This window comes from Providencia sp. (assembly GCF_003533305.1).
In the GTDB taxonomy this organism is placed as follows: domain Bacteria; phylum Pseudomonadota; class Gammaproteobacteria; order Enterobacterales; family Enterobacteriaceae; genus Providencia.
The window spans coordinates 1-14,512 of sequence record NZ_DOEH01000019.1 but is presented as its reverse complement, the minus strand read 5'-3'; the positions used below and the strand labels follow the sequence as shown (position 1 = coordinate 14,512).

Here is a 14,512-nt window from a genome sequence, read left to right as displayed (position 1 = left end):
TAGCATGAGTAATACATATCCGATTATTTGCATGGTTATTTACTTTTAAATTAAATCAGCACGAATATATAACGTGTCAGTTGGATGAATTCTGCCTGCACACCAAGTTACATCATCACTACGTAAATTAACTGGAAACTCCGGTTTATTTATCTCCTCTGGTTCAGGGTCAACTTGTAGCCATATTAATTCTGGTGCTGTAGGGCATTTAATACTTTCTGGCAAGTTATTAATTAAACTCTCGCGTGATTCTTGCCAGCTAATCCACATAATATCTACATGTTGGTCAGCGTAATTCATTCCTTTATTTGCTGTTTCGAATTTATTATTTATTTCTGCATCATCCATGTGAAACTTAATAAACTCTTCAAATTGCTGCCTTGATTTATCCATCACTCATCATCCTCAAAGTTACTCAACGCATCCATAACGCTAGTTTCGCGCAGGACATCAAAAGCAATGCAGGCCATATCGAATAACGCAATCTCTTGCGGATGACTGGCTTTGTCAAAGCGATAACCAAATGGCACTTCATAACCTAGACGCTTATAGTAAACACGTGCCAGTTCATTAGCTATATCTACGATTTGACGGTCTGTTAATGATTTATTCATCACTCCACCTTTTTAGCTGAAAACACTGGCTCAAATTCACGCTCAACCTCAAATATCCCTAGGTATTCATCGTCAATCCAGAGCATGAATAAACATGGAAATCTGCTCTCCCATCCATCACAGTCATGGTGATAATATCCAGTGCATTCTTCAATGCATAAATCTAGGTCATCATCAGCACTGAAGTTATGGTCGTCTGGTAATTCATAGCGTAGGTTGTTGGTAATTTCTGATGGGTTTTCGTCTTTACTGTCAGCTATGTAAAACTGAACTATTGCCATTATTCACTCCTCTTCATTGCATCTATTTAATCGCTAGGATTAAAATAATTCATAACTATTTTTAATTTATAATCTATAGTTAATTTGAACTTTCTAATTATTTTTGTAGTCCTCGCCGATGCTCCCTGTGTCGGCTTTTTTTATTCATTGCATCCCTGCGAGTTAAATTAAGCTGTCCGTAGCTTTTCTAGTTCGGTGTAATGTTTGCGGATTAATTCAATTGCTTCTGCAAAGCTAATTTCGCCTTCCATTTGCTTGTCAAACCAAGTCTGAACATCTTCTGAATTGCCGTCGCTATCTTTCAGGTCGCCAAAAATATCAACCTCGGAGTCCCATTCCAAAGCGCCATATAGCCAGTCAGTAGCTTCTTTTGCTTTGCCTTTGCTAATTAAAAATGCAGCTACCTGAACAGTGCTGGCGAAGCGATTTAATATACAGACGGTCGCATTACCCATTGCTGCTCTATCCATAATGCTGCTTATTTCTTTTTTGAGTTTACTTGTCATATATCTATCTCCTGTTTGCATCCTTGCAAATATATCCTTGAATTAATTCCAGTTTGAAATCTCTTCTTCGATTAAGTCGTCTATTTCGTCGTTAGTAGCTTCTTCATTGAGAAACAAACGAGCTTCGGTCATATATTTTTCTCGGTTCTCGTCAAAGAACTTTGAAAATTCAGACGACCATCCGTGTCGCTTTCCACTAAAATCAAATTTGGCATTTCCTTCTGCCATATTTAAAATCATCATATCGGCAGTAATGACGCCAGATTCACGGCAAAATCCATTTAAGTCGCGCTTTCTGAAATAGGGTGAAACCTTCGAATCACAAATATGCTTGAATCGCCGCTTCCATTGTTGGATGCAGCGTCCATGTAGAGTTTTCATGGTTATATCCTTTGGTTAAATCACATAGGGAAAGGTCAGAAGGGGATATCTTCAAGGTCCTGTGGTGGCTCGAAGTTTTGCTGAGCTGGTTGCTGAGGTTGTCCCCATCCAGTTTGTTGGTTATTTTGCTGACTTTGCTGCTCAGCCCATCCGCTAGTTATTTCTACATCAGTAATATAAAACTCAGACGTATATCTATCTGCTCCATTTTGGTCTTGCCATTTTCGCTCAATATATTCTGCCTCAACTCGAAGCGATGAGCCTTTCTTCGCGTAATTTTTAAGAAAATCTGCGTGATGCCTAAATGCTACCAAGCGAACCCAAGTGGTTTTTTCCTGCTTTTTACCTTGTGAATCCTTATATTGTTTAGATACTGCAAGGTTAATACTTAAAACCGCATCGCCTTTTGCTGAATATTTTAATTCCAAGTCATTTCCTATGCGGCCTGTAAAGCTACATTGATTCTTGTTTGACATATGATCTCCACTGGTTGCCAAATTGAATACCTAATTTATTTAAACCCTGATCCATTACTTCAATGAACTCGGGTACTAATTCGTCAAACTCTTTCATCATGTTTTCGTCACGCTCAACAGGGAAATATGCGATTTCTTTCCCTGCTGGCATTCGTGGGTCAAAATTTGCAAAGTGCCAGATATCCTTACCTGTAACCCACATGGAATATTGAACTTGAGCCACATATTCCTTTTTCATTGCATCGATTCCGTTCAATGCTAAGTCGATAAATACGTCCGTGTTATTCGGGCATTTAAGCTCTAATCCTGAGCCGTCACTACAAATGCCGTCTGGTGAGCAAGCTATCCGTAATTGCTCGTCTTTGAATATTATTGGCACTTCCTTTACCGTTAATCCGGTGTAAAATTCGAATGTCATCCTTGCTTCTAATTCGTAGTTTTTACCCCATTCCAGCGTCCTTGCTGATACTTCCTTGTAAACTCCCGTGCAAACTTCACCAATAAGGGTGTTTAGATATGTTTTCTTTGTGTCTGACCATTTAGTACCAGACCTTGGTTTTGATATGACTTTCCATGCCTCAGAGGAAGTCACAACGCCTAGCCTTATTGACAACCACTCTTCGCTTCCTTGCTCTACTTTGGTTAAATCGATGCCTGTTTTGCTTAGAATGATGTCATTGTTAATCATTTTCCTTCTGCCTTTTTCCTTAGCATGTCGATAATGTCATTAGCCTCAAAAGCGGTTATCTCAGTTGGATGTGATATTTGACGCTTAAATCGTTTACTAATGAATGTCATGAATGCGTCGCTCCATTCACCGTTGACCTTAATCATTAGTTCTGTGATATCTTCCATTTGTTGTTCACTGGCTGGCGTAACATCGCGAGGTTGTGACTGTTCGCTTTTAAAGTCGATGCCTTCGCCAGATTCAGTGTTAACGTAGTCAATGGCTTGATCTAGTCGCTCCCTGCGAGGCCAGTATTTAGCGGCTTGCTTAACAACAGTTTTCAGGATCATTTGCTCTTCATCTGTAACCCAAGGGCATTTTTCCTTTTTAGATATCCAAGCTTTCCAAGCTGATGACCTTTCGCGGATTGCGTATATATCTGCAATAGCCATTGTGTGAGTTAAGTAATCGCCTGTTTTCGTTTTAACTACCGTATAAGCGCCAACAATTTCGCCTCTCTGTTCTTGAGTAGCAAAGGCGTTATATTCGTGACGAGGGGCTGTATCTATTGATGTGAGCTGGAAATTATCATTGTTTCGAACAATGCTAGATTGGCACCAGTCAATAGCACCTGATTGCTGGGCGATGTGCATCAACCCCATGTAACTAATATCGAGGCATATTTTTTTATCGCGAGGAACTAGATAAGCCAGTTTTTGTGCTGGATTCAAACTAATACCGATAGCTGCGATATTCATCACAGCACTTCGAACTGAAACAACATTATTCACAGCGACAGTTGCTAGATAATCGTTATTTGCGAATAGCTGCATAGCAAATTCAGACTCCCTTTTAAATGCTATGCTTGGCTCGCTGCATACCTGCTCAAATTCCGTTTTGAGTGGGTTAATAATTTCGTATACCTTTTGAACTGCTGTACTCACAATAGCCTCCTTTCGCTTTTGGCTAGCTCAAACCAAGCTTTCCATGCTTCGTCTGATTCTTGCTCAGTCATTTTCTTTTTGACTGAAGAGGGAAGGGCATTCCAAATTAATTCAGTAGTGGCATTTATTAGCTCATCATCCTGATTTGCTAGGTGCTCACGGTCTGGAATGGTGACGAAATTTTCATACTCTGAAATTCTCATGCTGCGTCCTTACCTTTTTTCTCGATTGCCATTTGAATGAGTTCATCTAGCGTTCCCTTGCTAGCTGCATACTCAATGACATCTTCAAAAGGGCTTTCCATTGCCCTAAATATCGCGTTAGTGTCGCCACGCAAGCTTTTTAGTTCGTAACCTTCCATGGTTAGCGAGTGGTTTTTGTAAGGGCTTATATCTGGCTTATAGCCATCGGTTAGGATATTCACTGGCATAAGTCACCTCGATATCAGCGTTAAAATAATGAGTAGGGCGATAACAACAGCTATCCAATCCCACTTAATTTTGTTTTTAACTTCATCCTTGAAGCTCTCGCTATTCAGTCGATAGCTGAGTTCCTGACGTTTCAATTCGTTAATTTTTGGCATAAGAAATCCCTCACGTATCGATTGATAGCGATTGTTATTGAAAGTGTTCTGGTGTTGGTGCGGTGGGTTACTGCTAGATGATGCCTAGGGATATAAATCTGTTATTTACTTCTATAGCTATATGAATATGTTCGTTAACATCAAAATCGGATTCATTACAGTATTGAGCAAACTCGGCATCTATAACTGAGCCTGTCCCGCTGCAAATCTCACATTCACCTCCGCTTTTAACCTTGTGAAATTCATTGTGACCACAGCATGGGCAGCCGATGCGACCTTTAACAGTGGTGACATCAGGAATAAAAGAGTTAACTTCTTGCTCTACTTTACGAATGATATCTTCGACGCTATCCGATGACTTAAATACTTCAAGCGCTGTCGACTTCTCAATTACGACTAATTCATTTGCCATTTCCTATTCCTTATGTGCGTTTAGAAGTTTTTGGCATGATATTCTTCAAGTAATTTAGCGATATCGGACTCTTTGAATGAGCCGCCATGCTCACCGCTTGGTTCTTCTATCCATAGCTGTCCATCGCCAAACTGTGAAATCGTTATCTTACCGATAGTTACGGCTTGAACTGGTTTATTGTTATTTGCAATTGGATTACTTTCTGCTTCTGTGAATTTCATAATTAATTCCTTATGTGCGTATTCCTCACTATATAATAGCGATATGAATGATTAAGTGGTGAGTTACTGCTGACCGAGGGCTTTTGCGATTGCTTTACGTGCCATCTCTAAATCTTCACGATGCAACCCTTCGTTACCATCGTCGTGATAACTAATGATTAATTGCAGTGTGGATAATAACTCAGGTGCTGCTGCGATTAGATGGGCGTTATTCTGTTTCGGAGTGAATGCAATGTGCCTACCGTATTTCTCATCTTTAATGTTAAATCCATCCAAGAATTCAGCTGCAACCCACGGCGCTGGACTATGCTTAAATCCATATCACCCCCTAGCCTTTAACATTGCATCTGCCATGCGGTAGTAGAATGCTGCAAATTTTTCTAAATGCTCATCCGTGCATTCATGAGAAAAGAATCCATTCTCTTCTTGTTGTGCAGCCCAATCACCTTGCATACATTTGGCAGCTAGATAATCACGTAAATTCATGCCTGTGGCAGTGCCATGCAATTCTGTTGCTGGAATTGGAAAAGCTGCTCCGCCTGTTTTATCTGTCATACTCCCTCCTAAACTATTTCGAATGCCCTGTTAATTGAAAGCTAACATCACTATCAATAGAATTTAGAATATTCACTTGCTCTTCTGCATCTTCCATATCTTCAGCTTGAATGAAAATAAAATGAAAGTGTTGCCCGTATGCAAAAAGCTGAACTTCAAACATTGTCATACTCCCTCCGTTATTAACTAAACACGATGCTAGTTGCTTTCACATTTCACGCCACAGAAAGGGCAGAATGAGAACGTAACTGGAAAATCCTGCTTTGTTAGGCGGGCTTTCGGTGTGCCGTCCTTTTTGACTTCCTGATAACTGGCGTTGTATTCAATGAAATAATTAACTGACATGACGCCACCAGACATAAACAAGCCTGATTGTTTCCAGCCAGAAGACCGTAGGCTTGCGCCTTCAGGTAGTTTTGCTTTGATGCGACTTTCCATGTCATCGCCTAATTTAGTAAAGCAATCACACATATCTCTATCTCCTATCTATTAATCAACTCACCACAGCCCACCTTGATGGACTGTAATTAGTTAACTCATATTAATTTAAAAGGTATTGTTCTAATGAGTTTTGGCGCTCTAAAGAACCATCTTTCAAAGTTGCTGTATCGATGAAACCACACGCGACCTCTTTCGTCGCCATGCTTATTGCTTTCTGGCTTGCGGTACAATGTGAAATGTACCTCCGTTGTGCTTGTATAAACTGGTTGACGCATATTCATCCCCTTGCTGTAACACTTCCATCACTCATAATCGGCTTGCGTAGCCGTGGTTGCTTGCGTGTATCGCATTCCTGCGAGCGTTTCTAATCTTCACTAGCTCATGGTCAGTAGCGTCTTTATGATGCTGCCTGATATGCATGGCTGGCGTTCTTGTGTCGAAATCTTTATGACATACCGGACAGTTGATGATGAATTTCACGTTATGCCCTCGCTGTTATCCCAAACTCTGTTTTAGGCTGCTCTCTGTACTTTGTGGTTGAGTAAATAGCCACGTCATTCAAGCAGCGATTATCTAAACTTGCGTGATCCCGTTTCACCCGTAAAGACAGAACAGGGCGCACTTTCTTTTCCTTCACTGAGTTAGCTTTAGCAATTTCTTCGGCTTCCAGTTTTCTAGCCCTGAAAGCTGCATATCTAGCGTATTGACGCGCTTTATATGAATCACTGTTTACATGTTTAACTTCTACTGCTTTCTGCTCACCTGATTGCTTAGGTAACGTTTTTAACGGTTGAAAGTAAGTTGTCATGCTGCCTCCTCTGAATAAGTTTTGGTGATTGGCCAGTGGCGCTCTATCCACTATTCCTGTTTTGCCTTTGGCTACAGAGTTCATGACCAATCCCAAAACTCACTCAGTGAAATGTTGGACAAGATGTCATTGTCCGTACTGCTATATTTTTAAAGAGCATGGCTTGCTGGTGTGTCTTGCTTGCCGTTGATGTGATAAAGGTTACTGAATACTAAACTTATCGTCAAGTGTTTACTAAACATAATTTAGTAAATGATGAACAAATAATTGAAATTTAACTCAATTTATTTTTAAAAATTATTTATCTTGCGAGGAAAATCACACTGTCGGGGAATTGCGGACACAAAAAAGCCCTCGCGGGGAGGGCTGGATAGGCTTATCAATCACAACTAAATGTTATGATGTAATTCCATGCTGTTTCTGTTAGATAGAAGTATATAATTATTGTAGATAATAAGCCTATAATCAAAACGCATCCTATAATATAGAATGCTATTTTTTGTATCATTAATCTTGTCGATATATTGTCAAAAACGCTATTAATGTCTTCAGATATTAATGAATATTCTCTCTTAACTTGTTTTTTCTTATATTTTAGCTCTTCTTTGATGGCTTTCAGGGTTTGTAATTGGTTGCATAGCATAAGAATTACTAAAAAGGAAAAGATAAAGCACCCAAAAAGTACAGCAGAGTTAACTATGGATTGGTATCCCCACTGATTTGCTTCCTTCATTTGTGTCGCTATTACTATGGTAGCCACAGGGATACCAAGTATTTGGTTTTGTATATCAGCGAAAGTTTTGTGTATTTTCCCAATCTCTTCAACTTTAGCTGCTCTTAACTTATCCATCACTTTATCATAAGAGAAGGCGGAAGAAAAAATCCGATATCCTTTATCGAACTGATATTTAAGAAGTTTTATATTGTTTATGGTGTAGCTAAGTATTAGATCTGGCTGTATTTCATCGGTTATTGTTTTTATACTTTCTATTAATATCTTTAATTTTTGTTCTTTATGCGTATCTTCATTGAATAGTGAAAATAACATTTCTAGTTCATTAAGATCTAGATTATGGACATCGTTGTCACTATAATGAATCGATATCTTGAATAAATCATGATCAAAAAACACCAATTCACAATTGCTTTCATCAAAATATGCAGATGCATCTTTTAACAGAGATAAAAAATTGATTATAGCTCTATAGTTCTTGATGAAATCAGGCTCGAATGTATCGCAATTAAAGAATTTACTCTCTTTTATAAAAAATTTAACTGGCTCCTTGTAGAGGTTTTCAGTAGAGCGCAATAAATCAGAATAGCCATTGTATAATCTACCTAAGCCAATCCTTGGGGGGAAAACTAACAAATTGATAGATTCTCCACATTGAACTATTTCATTTATAGATTCAGTGGAGTCAGCCAGTTCAATACCGTATTCTCTTGGCGATACAAGTATTTTTTTTATGAAATTACAATCATTTTCGCTATTGAGCAACAAAGAAACTTCAGATGAATTATAGTTAAAATTCATCTGTTTATATATTCTTGTTAGCCGCTCAAAATCATCAATCACTTTTTACCTCTTTTATGAGTTCTAATCGCAGAGACTCTGGTATATTTCTTAGTATAAGCTCATTTCTTTTTTCGTTAAAGACAATAGAATCATCCAATAGTCCAGCTCTATCAAATTTAATTTCCCAGTGGCTGGTTTTTCCTTTGAAAGATACTAATCCCTTGATAGTTGCTGCGTCAGGGATGAACCCGTCGGAAATCTCTAGATTTTCATCACTTAGCTTATGAATTAATTTTTCTGGTGCGTCAGGCCATACTGCATTTGCGAAAGATTCTAGATTTATTGGAAGCTGCTTTTGGTTTAGGTCTTTTAAATGCTCATGTGATTTTTCAAAGAATCTATCTCTATCTTCTTTACTTAACTTCATTTCATCAGCAAAGGATTTTAACGCATCACTTAGCTTTTCTGTTTCTCTTTTTGCGATCATTACATCATTGCAGCCAAGGAATTTTTTAAAGTAATTAGATATATTACTCTGCCCCTTGAGAAAGCTAATGTATCTATCTGACCCATTATTTAGTGATGTTAAGTCTATTCTTCCTGCTACTTTTAAATTTGATATATCAAGATATACGCTATCTTCAATATCGAAGCTAGCATTGATTGCTGAACCAGTTCTGGAGTTTACTATTGCAACTAATATATATTCGTTTTCATCAGTATTAACATGAGAAAAGAGAACATAGCCACCAGTTGATAGCGGCTCATCTACAGCTCGTGATAATAGATGGTCCATCATTCTACAGGTCGTTTTATAGAAATCTAAAGTATTATTTATATAGTCATTTATCATTGACTCCATTGGGTAATTATCTACATCACCTACAAATGAGCCATACCCCTTGCTTGCGCGGCTAGAATATTTAGATCTAATATCGCTTATCAGCCTTTTTGATGATTTAGTCACGCTAGTTTCGGTTGGGCTAAGCTCAATTAATGGTGACTCATGTTGCTCTTTATGCAGTATATGAACTACCACATGGCTAACATTAATACTTTTATCCGTCATTTAAACGTCCTATATATTAAAAAATATCAATAGTTACAGTCTAATTTCTCAACCACACCCTAAAACGTGTCGTCAGGCTATTGGCTAAGATGCGTCTAATCCACGCTTACGCAACATCTCTTCGAATATTGCATCGTAGTGTGCCTTCTTAGCCTTCATCTCTCTGAGGAACCTCTGAGCCTCTTCTTTGGGGAGGCTGTCATACAGCTCAAGAATTTCGATTTGCTCTTTGCTTAATTCTTTATATTTACTGTCCGAAATTGATGTTACTGAATTATCTTGATCTAAGAATCCATCTGGCATCCCGTATGTTTGTTCTAATCTTCTTGCTGCCTTTTCACCAAACGAAGAGTTACCGCCCATCAATTGAGATAGGTAGCTTTTCTCTTTCGTCGGCAAAGTTTTATCTTTGAACCATTCTTTTAGGCGGGTCTGCCTGATCTTCTTTATGTCCATTTTATTTATTTTGATTAGTAATGACTAAACAAGCAAATGCTTGACGATAAGTTTAGTGTTTAGTAAACTCACATTTAAAATAATGGAGGTACGACACTATGGATTTAAAGCAATACATCGACTCACTTGAGTGGGGAGGAGCTAAGGAGCTAGCCGATAAACTCGGCGTTTCTAAGTCTTTCCTCTCTCAAATGGCGTCAGGGATTAGCGCAATTTCTCCAAAACGTTGCGTTGAAATTGAAATAGCTACAAACAGCAATGTTACACGTAAGGATTTAAGGCCTAACGATTGGCATGAGATCTGGCCTGAACTAGAAGTTGCATAACTACCAAACCGCTCTTTAAAAAATCAGCCTCCGCCCTTTGACCTCAATCGGCAAAACTTAACTCACAGGATCGTGAGCAACGGACTAACTGTAACTATTTAATGGAATATAAATTATGGACTACGCAAAAACTATCAATATCACCTGCAAGCCTGAAATGCTCGAGAGCTACTTCTTCAAAAGAGTTCTAGATGAGGGTAACAATTTATTTGCAAGTGAAATGGGCATACATCCAACAGCATCAAGCCGAGAAAAGAATCGGATATTCAAACTAGCTTGTAAGGCTATAGCGCATTACGGGCTGCCTGAAGAAGCGGTATCAATGCCTGAGACTACTAGAAATGTGGTGATCGAAGGTGACTATGCAGAGCAGATTATCAAAATGCTCGAGTACAACGGGAAGCTAAAAAGAAAAACCTCAAAGGCTGCAACCGATGAGGCTCAATTGGAACTAATTTAAAAACAACTGATGAGGTTAATTATGGCAAAGAAACGTAGATTTATCAACCAAAATCAAGAAGAGAGAGTGCATCCTGATAGCCCTGATGGACTATTAGTAGCAGCTGCAAATAACAGGAATTTCGGCAAGCGATTTGTCGAAGAGTTTAAGAAGCAACAAGGAGGTCAGCATGTTAGCAGAAGTAAAATATCTTGATGACTTTAGACCTCAGAGTGAGGTCACGGAGAGCAAAGTGGCTGACCTTGATAACGGCTACACCAGAATAGCAGATGAGATTTTAGAGTACACAATGGCCTCTGGATTAAGTGAGACAGAGCTTTGCATAATTATGGCTGTGTGGAGAAAAACATACGGCTTTAATAAAAAGGTCGACTGGATCAGCAATGAGCAATTAGAGACCATGATACGTAAACATCTCACTCACTGCTCAACAGCTAAAAACCTGTTAATCAATAAAAAAGTTCTTATCCAGCAAGGTCGGAAAGTGGGGATCAACACTAACCTTTCTGAGTGGGAAACCAAAAATAACGGATTCTGCAAAACATTAGCTAAACCTGCTAAGAAAACCTTAGCAGAACCTGCAATTGAAACTAAGCAGAAGTTGCTAACCACAATAGACACTATTACAAAAGAGAATAAAGACAATAATACACCCCTTACCCCTCAAGAGGTGAAAGGGGGAGAATTGGCTAAACCTACCAAGAGAAAATCTCAAAGAATTAACTACGATGAATATCTCATTAGTTACAACGAAGAGGTAGGGGATAGATTGCCTCACGCAACTGTACTGAATGACAAAAGGAAGCGCTTATTTAAAAAAATCATATCTAAACTGGCTACGCCAAATGTTGATGGTTGGCGGTCCTACGTTAGAGCATTTGTGAGAATGGCTAAGCCTTGGTATTTCGGTGACAATCCTAGTGGCTGGACCGCTGATATTGATCACCTTCTCAAAGAAGATACATTAACAGCAGTTCGCGAAGGTAAACCAAGCCTGACAGGGAGATAGTCATGGTCAATCAACAAATCGAAGCAAGTGTGATTGGTGGCTTGCTGAAAGATGGATTAACACTCAACGCCTCCGATGTACTCGCCACTTTAAAGCCCGAAGCATTCGGATCCCATTTCTACCGAGAAACCTACAAGGTCATTCAAAAGCAAGCTAAGACGCGCGGCATGATTGATTTAATGATGGTCATCGAATCAATGGGTGACAAGCATTTCGCAGATATTATGCAAACCGCTAAAGATTGCCCAAGCGCAGCAAACTTGAAAGGTTACGCAACGATGGTTGCTGATAACCACAATCGCCGTGAAATGATTAAGCTGATGGACCAACACCGTCACGTTATCGAATCGGGCACGATTGACGCCGCAGCCGAAGCAATGGACCAACTAATCAAAAAGGCCAATGAATTACGGGCCGGTAACGATGAGATTAAACCGGTTCACACTAAGGACCTGATAGCTGATTTTACTGAAGTGTTAGAACAGCGCCTAACCAACGGCGATGAATCCGACACGCTGAAAACAGGCATTCACGAGCTTGATGAGATTACAGGTGGTATTAACCCTGTGGACCTAGTGATTATTGCTGCACGTCCGGCAATGGGTAAAACAGAAATGGCCCTGCGGATCACCGAAGGGGTAGCATCACAAATCGACAAGCAAACGGGCCGTAAAAAAGGTGTTCTGATTTTCTCAATGGAAATGAGTTCTCGCCAAATTATGGAACGTCAAATTGCCGGAGCATCGGGCCTATCAGTTTCTTCACTGAGAAACCCTGCAAAAATGGATGATGAAGGATGGGCCAGAGTATCTCGCGGCATTGGGCAAGTCCAAGAGTTGGATGTTTGGGTTGTCGATGCAAGTAAATTGGATGTGGACCAAATCAGGGCCATAGCAAAACGTCACAAGCAGCAATACCCATCACTGGCATTAATTCTAGTCGATTACTTGGGCCTGATAGAAAAACCGAAAGCAGAGCGTAACGATTTGGCGATTGGTTACATCTCATCAAACCTCAAGGGCATGGCTAAAGAGTTACTAACGCCAGTTATCTCACTAAGTCAGCTATCTCGTGAAGTTGAGAAGCGACCTAACAAGCGGCCCGCTAATGGTGACTTGAGAGACTCAGGCAGCATTGAGCAAGATGCGGACCTGATCGTCATGCTTTATCGTGATGCTGTTTACAACGAAAACTCATCAGCAGCCCCATACGCTGAAGTGATCGTAACCAAAAACCGATTTGGCAAAACAGGGACCGTATACCAGCGATTTAAGAATGGACACTTTATGGACGTGGACCAGATGGAAGCCGCTAATGCTTGCCTACAAAGCAGCAAGCCTCAACAACGCCGATTCCAAGGCGCTGACGTTTAACACACCAAATCATAAGGACTTCTAGATGAACAATATCGACTTCAAACTTGTATTTGAATTACTCGATAAAATGGAAGAGTGCGCTAATCGAATTAAAGAGCTAAATCAGTCAATTAAGCGAGGTGTTGAGTGATGAAAGGAACAACGTTAACAGAGCTGAATGCGGCCTACGAAAAGCAAGCGGCTAATTTAGCTTGGCGAACTTATCGATGCGCGGGATGGATATCAACAGATTCTTTCTTTTGGGAGTGTGGGTATCAAAAAAAGAAATTACATCCTCGCGGTAAGACATTCATTCGATTATTAACTTTATGCAAACAGGCTGATTTTTATGACTAAGGAGCATCTAATGCAGGGAACTAATTGGGTTAAGGTGAGTGAGGGATTACCTAAAGATTATATGGTAGTCCTCACTAAGAACAATGGCGCAATAGTTAGAGCTATATTCATTCACGATGAAGAGAAAAACCCGACATTTATTCATTTTAGCCGAAACGGGAAAAGAAGAATATTGGGTGATGTAACGGAGTGGTACTCCCCAATCAATGCCAGAGGGTGAATGATGAAGCCAATTAGTAGCGAGTATATAAAATTACTCGGTCGCCAGATGAAAGAGCGAGCACTTCAAGTCAAGAAACCAACAAAAAAAGAAATGTTAATTTTCTACTTCAAAATAATCACTTACCCAATAGCGGCGGTTATCGCTGTTTTGGTTATCGAGGGTAAATTATGACCGAACTCAAGAAATGCCCATTTTGCGGCGGTGAGGCTGAATTAATAGATAACCGCCTGTGCTGGTATGTTCAGTGTAAAAACGATGATTGTAGCTGCACTGTAATTGGCGAGAGAGTTGAAGAGCCACAATCGGAGGCTGAATCAGACGCTATTGATTGGGATTCGGTAAGGCAAACAGCCATAGCAGCATGGAACAGGAGAGCTAGCAGTGAGTGAGCCAGTAGAAGCAATGGTCTATTACGTTAACTTCAATACGAATCGCAGGTTTTGGATGTTAAAAATATCAGCACATGGCGATGAAGATCACTTTAAGTTCCAAGCTAAGCCAACCAGAAAGCAAATCAGGGAATTAAAAAAACAATTCATTCGTGAAGCCAAAGAAGGCTCTAAGTGCCTAGTTGAAATGATAAGGGCAATGCAAGGAGGTTAACTTGGAAGCAGATTTTCTCTTCCACGAATCAACCAAAAATACCGCATGGCAACACCTTAAAGAAGTTCTAGCAACAAACCAACCACACCGAATCATTATCAAGCCTTGGAAAAATCGCAGGTCATTATCTCAGAATTCACTTTCACATGTTTGGTATGCCGAAATCAGCAAGCATTTATGCAATAACGGCATCAAGCACACTGATGAGAGCGTCAAGGAGATGATGAAGCATACTTTTCTAGGCTATGA

General features: G+C 39.7%; 32 protein-coding genes and 1 pseudogene. 12 read left to right on the top strand and 21 right to left on the bottom strand.

Translation table 11 applies throughout. The features are described 5' to 3' along the window. Positions 1–45: 45 nt before the first annotated feature. From DD649_RS11795 to DD649_RS11730, 17 genes and pseudogenes are all read right to left on the bottom strand, one after another. On the bottom strand, positions 46–393 hold the full coding sequence (locus DD649_RS11795) for a hypothetical protein (RefSeq protein WP_294107215.1): 348 nt from the start codon (positions 391–393) through the stop codon (positions 46–48). Next, positions 393–614 carry a hypothetical protein gene (locus tag DD649_RS11790; protein WP_336430793.1) on the bottom strand — a complete coding sequence of 74 codons (222 nt, stop codon included), beginning with the start codon at positions 612–614 and terminating at the stop codon, positions 393–395. Before DD649_RS11790 ends, DD649_RS11795 begins: the two co-directional genes overlap by 1 nt. Next, a complete protein-coding gene (locus tag DD649_RS11785) occupies positions 614–895 on the bottom strand; it encodes a hypothetical protein (RefSeq protein ID WP_336430792.1) in 282 nt (93 codons plus the stop codon). The genes DD649_RS11790 and DD649_RS11785 overlap by 1 nt, the downstream gene beginning before the upstream one ends. A gap of 167 nt (positions 896–1,062) precedes the next feature. Beyond that, entirely contained in the window at positions 1,063–1,401 is a 339-nt protein-coding gene (locus tag DD649_RS11780; RefSeq protein ID WP_294107212.1) for a hypothetical protein, read from the bottom strand. Positions 1,402–1,443: 42 nt separating this feature from the next. Then, positions 1,444–1,782 (bottom strand): hypothetical protein, encoded by a 339-nt coding sequence (locus DD649_RS11775; protein ID WP_294107211.1) that lies wholly within the window; start codon positions 1,780–1,782, stop codon positions 1,444–1,446. Positions 1,783–1,817: 35 nt separating this feature from the next. Then, positions 1,818–2,258: a single-stranded DNA-binding protein gene (ssb, locus tag DD649_RS11770; RefSeq protein WP_336430791.1), complete on the bottom strand. Its 441-nt coding sequence runs from the start codon at positions 2,256–2,258 to the stop codon at positions 1,818–1,820. Next, a complete protein-coding gene (locus tag DD649_RS11765) occupies positions 2,236–2,943 on the bottom strand; it encodes a lambda exonuclease family protein (RefSeq protein WP_294107327.1) in 708 nt (235 codons plus the stop codon). The genes ssb and DD649_RS11765 overlap by 23 nt, the downstream gene beginning before the upstream one ends. Continuing rightward, positions 2,943–3,869: a RecT family recombinase gene (locus DD649_RS11760; RefSeq protein WP_336430790.1), complete on the bottom strand. Its 927-nt coding sequence runs from the start codon at positions 3,867–3,869 to the stop codon at positions 2,943–2,945. Before DD649_RS11760 ends, DD649_RS11765 begins: the two co-directional genes overlap by 1 nt. Beyond that, positions 3,866–4,072 (bottom strand): hypothetical protein, encoded by a 207-nt coding sequence (locus DD649_RS20135; RefSeq protein WP_336430789.1) that lies wholly within the window; start codon positions 4,070–4,072, stop codon positions 3,866–3,868. The genes DD649_RS11760 and DD649_RS20135 overlap by 4 nt, the downstream gene beginning before the upstream one ends. Beyond that, positions 4,069–4,299 (bottom strand): hypothetical protein, encoded by a 231-nt coding sequence (locus DD649_RS20130; RefSeq protein ID WP_336430788.1) that lies wholly within the window; start codon positions 4,297–4,299, stop codon positions 4,069–4,071. The genes DD649_RS20135 and DD649_RS20130 overlap by 4 nt, the downstream gene beginning before the upstream one ends. 3 nt (positions 4,300–4,302) lie before the next feature. Beyond that, entirely contained in the window at positions 4,303–4,452 is a 150-nt protein-coding gene (locus DD649_RS20125; protein ID WP_165568291.1) for a hypothetical protein, read from the bottom strand. Between the two features lie 271 nt (positions 4,453–4,723). Continuing rightward, positions 4,724–4,864, bottom strand: a pseudogene (locus tag DD649_RS20120) (cell envelope biogenesis protein TolA); the annotation flags it as partial. Positions 4,865–4,884: 20 nt separating this feature from the next. Continuing rightward, positions 4,885–5,085: a hypothetical protein gene (locus tag DD649_RS11745; RefSeq protein ID WP_294104713.1), complete on the bottom strand. Its 201-nt coding sequence runs from the start codon at positions 5,083–5,085 to the stop codon at positions 4,885–4,887. Positions 5,086–5,148: 63 nt separating this feature from the next. Then, positions 5,149–5,361, bottom strand: a complete 213-nt coding sequence (locus DD649_RS20115; protein ID WP_336430787.1) for a hypothetical protein — start codon at positions 5,359–5,361, stop codon at positions 5,149–5,151. A gap of 45 nt (positions 5,362–5,406) precedes the next feature. Then, a complete protein-coding gene (locus DD649_RS20110; RefSeq protein WP_336430786.1) occupies positions 5,407–5,640 on the bottom strand; it encodes a hypothetical protein in 234 nt (77 codons plus the stop codon). Positions 5,641–5,653: 13 nt separating this feature from the next. Then, positions 5,654–5,809, bottom strand: a complete 156-nt coding sequence (locus DD649_RS11735; protein WP_294107205.1) for a hypothetical protein — start codon at positions 5,807–5,809, stop codon at positions 5,654–5,656. A 29-nt stretch (positions 5,810–5,838) separates the two neighbouring features. Continuing rightward, on the bottom strand, positions 5,839–6,078 hold the full coding sequence (locus tag DD649_RS11730) for a hypothetical protein (RefSeq protein ID WP_154636493.1): 240 nt from the start codon (positions 6,076–6,078) through the stop codon (positions 5,839–5,841). A 173-nt stretch (positions 6,079–6,251) separates the two neighbouring features. Between DD649_RS11730 and DD649_RS11725 the strand changes: the two genes are divergently transcribed. Next, positions 6,252–6,449 carry a hypothetical protein gene (locus DD649_RS11725; RefSeq protein ID WP_294107204.1) on the top strand — a complete coding sequence of 66 codons (198 nt, stop codon included), beginning with the start codon at positions 6,252–6,254 and terminating at the stop codon, positions 6,447–6,449. Between the two features lie 113 nt (positions 6,450–6,562). On the opposite strand, the gene DD649_RS11720 is transcribed toward DD649_RS11725, so the two are convergent. The 4 genes from DD649_RS11720 to DD649_RS11705 all read right to left on the bottom strand — a co-directional run bounded on the left by DD649_RS11720 (position 6,563) and on the right by DD649_RS11705 (position 9,930). Then, the gene (locus DD649_RS11720; protein WP_294107203.1) at positions 6,563–6,973 is read right to left on the bottom strand and encodes a hypothetical protein; all 411 of its coding nucleotides are present in this window, start codon (positions 6,971–6,973) and stop codon (positions 6,563–6,565) included. A gap of 295 nt (positions 6,974–7,268) precedes the next feature. Continuing rightward, positions 7,269–8,465, bottom strand: a complete 1,197-nt coding sequence (locus DD649_RS11715) for a hypothetical protein (protein WP_336430785.1) — start codon at positions 8,463–8,465, stop codon at positions 7,269–7,271. Then, the gene (locus tag DD649_RS11710) at positions 8,458–9,474 is read right to left on the bottom strand and encodes a nucleoid-associated protein (protein WP_336430784.1); all 1,017 of its coding nucleotides are present in this window, start codon (positions 9,472–9,474) and stop codon (positions 8,458–8,460) included. The genes DD649_RS11715 and DD649_RS11710 overlap by 8 nt, the downstream gene beginning before the upstream one ends. Positions 9,475–9,558: 84 nt before the next feature. Next, positions 9,559–9,930 carry a hypothetical protein gene (locus DD649_RS11705; protein ID WP_294107200.1) on the bottom strand — a complete coding sequence of 124 codons (372 nt, stop codon included), beginning with the start codon at positions 9,928–9,930 and terminating at the stop codon, positions 9,559–9,561. A 98-nt stretch (positions 9,931–10,028) separates the two neighbouring features. On the opposite strand from DD649_RS11705, the gene DD649_RS11700 reads away from it, so the two are divergent. From DD649_RS11700 to DD649_RS11650, 11 genes are all read left to right on the top strand, one after another. Further along, the gene (locus DD649_RS11700) at positions 10,029–10,256 is read left to right on the top strand and encodes a YdaS family helix-turn-helix protein (RefSeq protein ID WP_294107199.1); all 228 of its coding nucleotides are present in this window, start codon (positions 10,029–10,031) and stop codon (positions 10,254–10,256) included. Positions 10,257–10,371: 115 nt separating this feature from the next. Continuing rightward, complete coding sequence (locus DD649_RS11695; RefSeq protein ID WP_294107198.1) at positions 10,372–10,716, top strand: hypothetical protein; 345 nt, start codon at positions 10,372–10,374, stop codon at positions 10,714–10,716. Between the two features lie 21 nt (positions 10,717–10,737). Then, entirely contained in the window at positions 10,738–10,911 is a 174-nt protein-coding gene (locus tag DD649_RS11690) for a hypothetical protein (protein WP_265494553.1), read from the top strand. Further along, positions 10,886–11,725: a replication protein gene (locus DD649_RS11685; RefSeq protein WP_336430783.1), complete on the top strand. Its 840-nt coding sequence runs from the start codon at positions 10,886–10,888 to the stop codon at positions 11,723–11,725. The genes DD649_RS11690 and DD649_RS11685 overlap by 26 nt, the downstream gene beginning before the upstream one ends. Before the next feature lie 2 nt (positions 11,726–11,727). Further along, on the top strand, positions 11,728–13,098 hold the full coding sequence (locus tag DD649_RS11680) for a replicative DNA helicase (protein WP_294107196.1): 1,371 nt from the start codon (positions 11,728–11,730) through the stop codon (positions 13,096–13,098). 132 nt (positions 13,099–13,230) lie between these two features. After that, entirely contained in the window at positions 13,231–13,437 is a 207-nt protein-coding gene (locus tag DD649_RS11670) for a hypothetical protein (protein ID WP_294107194.1), read from the top strand. 10 nt (positions 13,438–13,447) lie between these two features. Further along, positions 13,448–13,657, top strand: a complete 210-nt coding sequence (locus DD649_RS20105; protein WP_336430782.1) for a hypothetical protein — start codon at positions 13,448–13,450, stop codon at positions 13,655–13,657. Then, positions 13,658–13,831 (top strand): hypothetical protein, encoded by a 174-nt coding sequence (locus DD649_RS20100; protein ID WP_336430781.1) that lies wholly within the window; start codon positions 13,658–13,660, stop codon positions 13,829–13,831. Next, on the top strand, positions 13,828–14,049 hold the full coding sequence (locus tag DD649_RS11660; RefSeq protein WP_336430780.1) for a Lar family restriction alleviation protein: 222 nt from the start codon (positions 13,828–13,830) through the stop codon (positions 14,047–14,049). Before DD649_RS20100 ends, DD649_RS11660 begins: the two co-directional genes overlap by 4 nt. Continuing rightward, a complete protein-coding gene (locus DD649_RS11655) occupies positions 14,042–14,263 on the top strand; it encodes a hypothetical protein (protein WP_294107191.1) in 222 nt (73 codons plus the stop codon). The genes DD649_RS11660 and DD649_RS11655 overlap by 8 nt, the downstream gene beginning before the upstream one ends. Before the next feature lies 1 nt (position 14,264). Then, on the top strand, positions 14,265–14,512 hold a 248-nt coding region (locus tag DD649_RS11650), incomplete at its 3' end, for a recombination protein NinB (RefSeq protein ID WP_294107190.1).

What these genes read in the sequence shown, in the direction of transcription:
- DD649_RS20100 (WP_336430781.1), top strand. Translation starts at nt 13,658, where the DNA reads ATGATGAAGCCAATTAGTAGCGAGTATATAAAATTACTCGGTCGCCAG.
- DD649_RS11780 (WP_294107212.1), bottom strand. Translation starts at nt 1,401, where the DNA reads ATGACAAGTAAACTCAAAAAAGAAATAAGCAGCATTATGGATAGAGCA.
- DD649_RS11705 (WP_294107200.1), bottom strand. Translation starts at nt 9,930, where the DNA reads ATGGACATAAAGAAGATCAGGCAGACCCGCCTAAAAGAATGGTTCAAA.
- DD649_RS11745 (WP_294104713.1), bottom strand. Translation starts at nt 5,085, where the DNA reads ATGAAATTCACAGAAGCAGAAAGTAATCCAATTGCAAATAACAATAAA.
- DD649_RS11660 (WP_336430780.1), top strand. Translation starts at nt 13,828, where the DNA reads ATGACCGAACTCAAGAAATGCCCATTTTGCGGCGGTGAGGCTGAATTA.
- ssb (WP_336430791.1), bottom strand. Translation starts at nt 2,258, where the DNA reads ATGTCAAACAAGAATCAATGTAGCTTTACAGGCCGCATAGGAAATGAC.
- DD649_RS11680 (WP_294107196.1), top strand. Translation starts at nt 11,728, where the DNA reads ATGGTCAATCAACAAATCGAAGCAAGTGTGATTGGTGGCTTGCTGAAA.
- DD649_RS11690 (WP_265494553.1), top strand. Translation starts at nt 10,738, where the DNA reads ATGGCAAAGAAACGTAGATTTATCAACCAAAATCAAGAAGAGAGAGTG.
- DD649_RS11685 (WP_336430783.1), top strand. Translation starts at nt 10,886, where the DNA reads ATGTTAGCAGAAGTAAAATATCTTGATGACTTTAGACCTCAGAGTGAG.
- DD649_RS20130 (WP_336430788.1), bottom strand. Translation starts at nt 4,299, where the DNA reads ATGCCAGTGAATATCCTAACCGATGGCTATAAGCCAGATATAAGCCCT.
- DD649_RS11730 (WP_154636493.1), bottom strand. Translation starts at nt 6,078, where the DNA reads ATGGAAAGTCGCATCAAAGCAAAACTACCTGAAGGCGCAAGCCTACGG.
- DD649_RS11710 (WP_336430784.1), bottom strand. Translation starts at nt 9,474, where the DNA reads ATGACGGATAAAAGTATTAATGTTAGCCATGTGGTAGTTCATATACTG.
- DD649_RS11785 (WP_336430792.1), bottom strand. Translation starts at nt 895, where the DNA reads ATGGCAATAGTTCAGTTTTACATAGCTGACAGTAAAGACGAAAACCCA.
- DD649_RS20110 (WP_336430786.1), bottom strand. Translation starts at nt 5,640, where the DNA reads ATGACAGATAAAACAGGCGGAGCAGCTTTTCCAATTCCAGCAACAGAA.
- DD649_RS11725 (WP_294107204.1), top strand. Translation starts at nt 6,252, where the DNA reads ATGAAACCACACGCGACCTCTTTCGTCGCCATGCTTATTGCTTTCTGG.
- DD649_RS11720 (WP_294107203.1), bottom strand. Translation starts at nt 6,973, where the DNA reads ATGAACTCTGTAGCCAAAGGCAAAACAGGAATAGTGGATAGAGCGCCA.
- DD649_RS11795 (WP_294107215.1), bottom strand. Translation starts at nt 393, where the DNA reads ATGGATAAATCAAGGCAGCAATTTGAAGAGTTTATTAAGTTTCACATG.
- DD649_RS20125 (WP_165568291.1), bottom strand. Translation starts at nt 4,452, where the DNA reads ATGCCAAAAATTAACGAATTGAAACGTCAGGAACTCAGCTATCGACTG.
- DD649_RS11790 (WP_336430793.1), bottom strand. Translation starts at nt 614, where the DNA reads ATGAATAAATCATTAACAGACCGTCAAATCGTAGATATAGCTAATGAA.
- DD649_RS11735 (WP_294107205.1), bottom strand. Translation starts at nt 5,809, where the DNA reads ATGACAATGTTTGAAGTTCAGCTTTTTGCATACGGGCAACACTTTCAT.
- DD649_RS20135 (WP_336430789.1), bottom strand. Translation starts at nt 4,072, where the DNA reads ATGAGAATTTCAGAGTATGAAAATTTCGTCACCATTCCAGACCGTGAG.
- DD649_RS11670 (WP_294107194.1), top strand. Translation starts at nt 13,231, where the DNA reads ATGAAAGGAACAACGTTAACAGAGCTGAATGCGGCCTACGAAAAGCAA.
- DD649_RS11695 (WP_294107198.1), top strand. Translation starts at nt 10,372, where the DNA reads ATGGACTACGCAAAAACTATCAATATCACCTGCAAGCCTGAAATGCTC.
- DD649_RS20105 (WP_336430782.1), top strand. Translation starts at nt 13,448, where the DNA reads ATGCAGGGAACTAATTGGGTTAAGGTGAGTGAGGGATTACCTAAAGAT.
- DD649_RS11775 (WP_294107211.1), bottom strand. Translation starts at nt 1,782, where the DNA reads ATGAAAACTCTACATGGACGCTGCATCCAACAATGGAAGCGGCGATTC.
- DD649_RS11700 (WP_294107199.1), top strand. Translation starts at nt 10,029, where the DNA reads ATGGATTTAAAGCAATACATCGACTCACTTGAGTGGGGAGGAGCTAAG.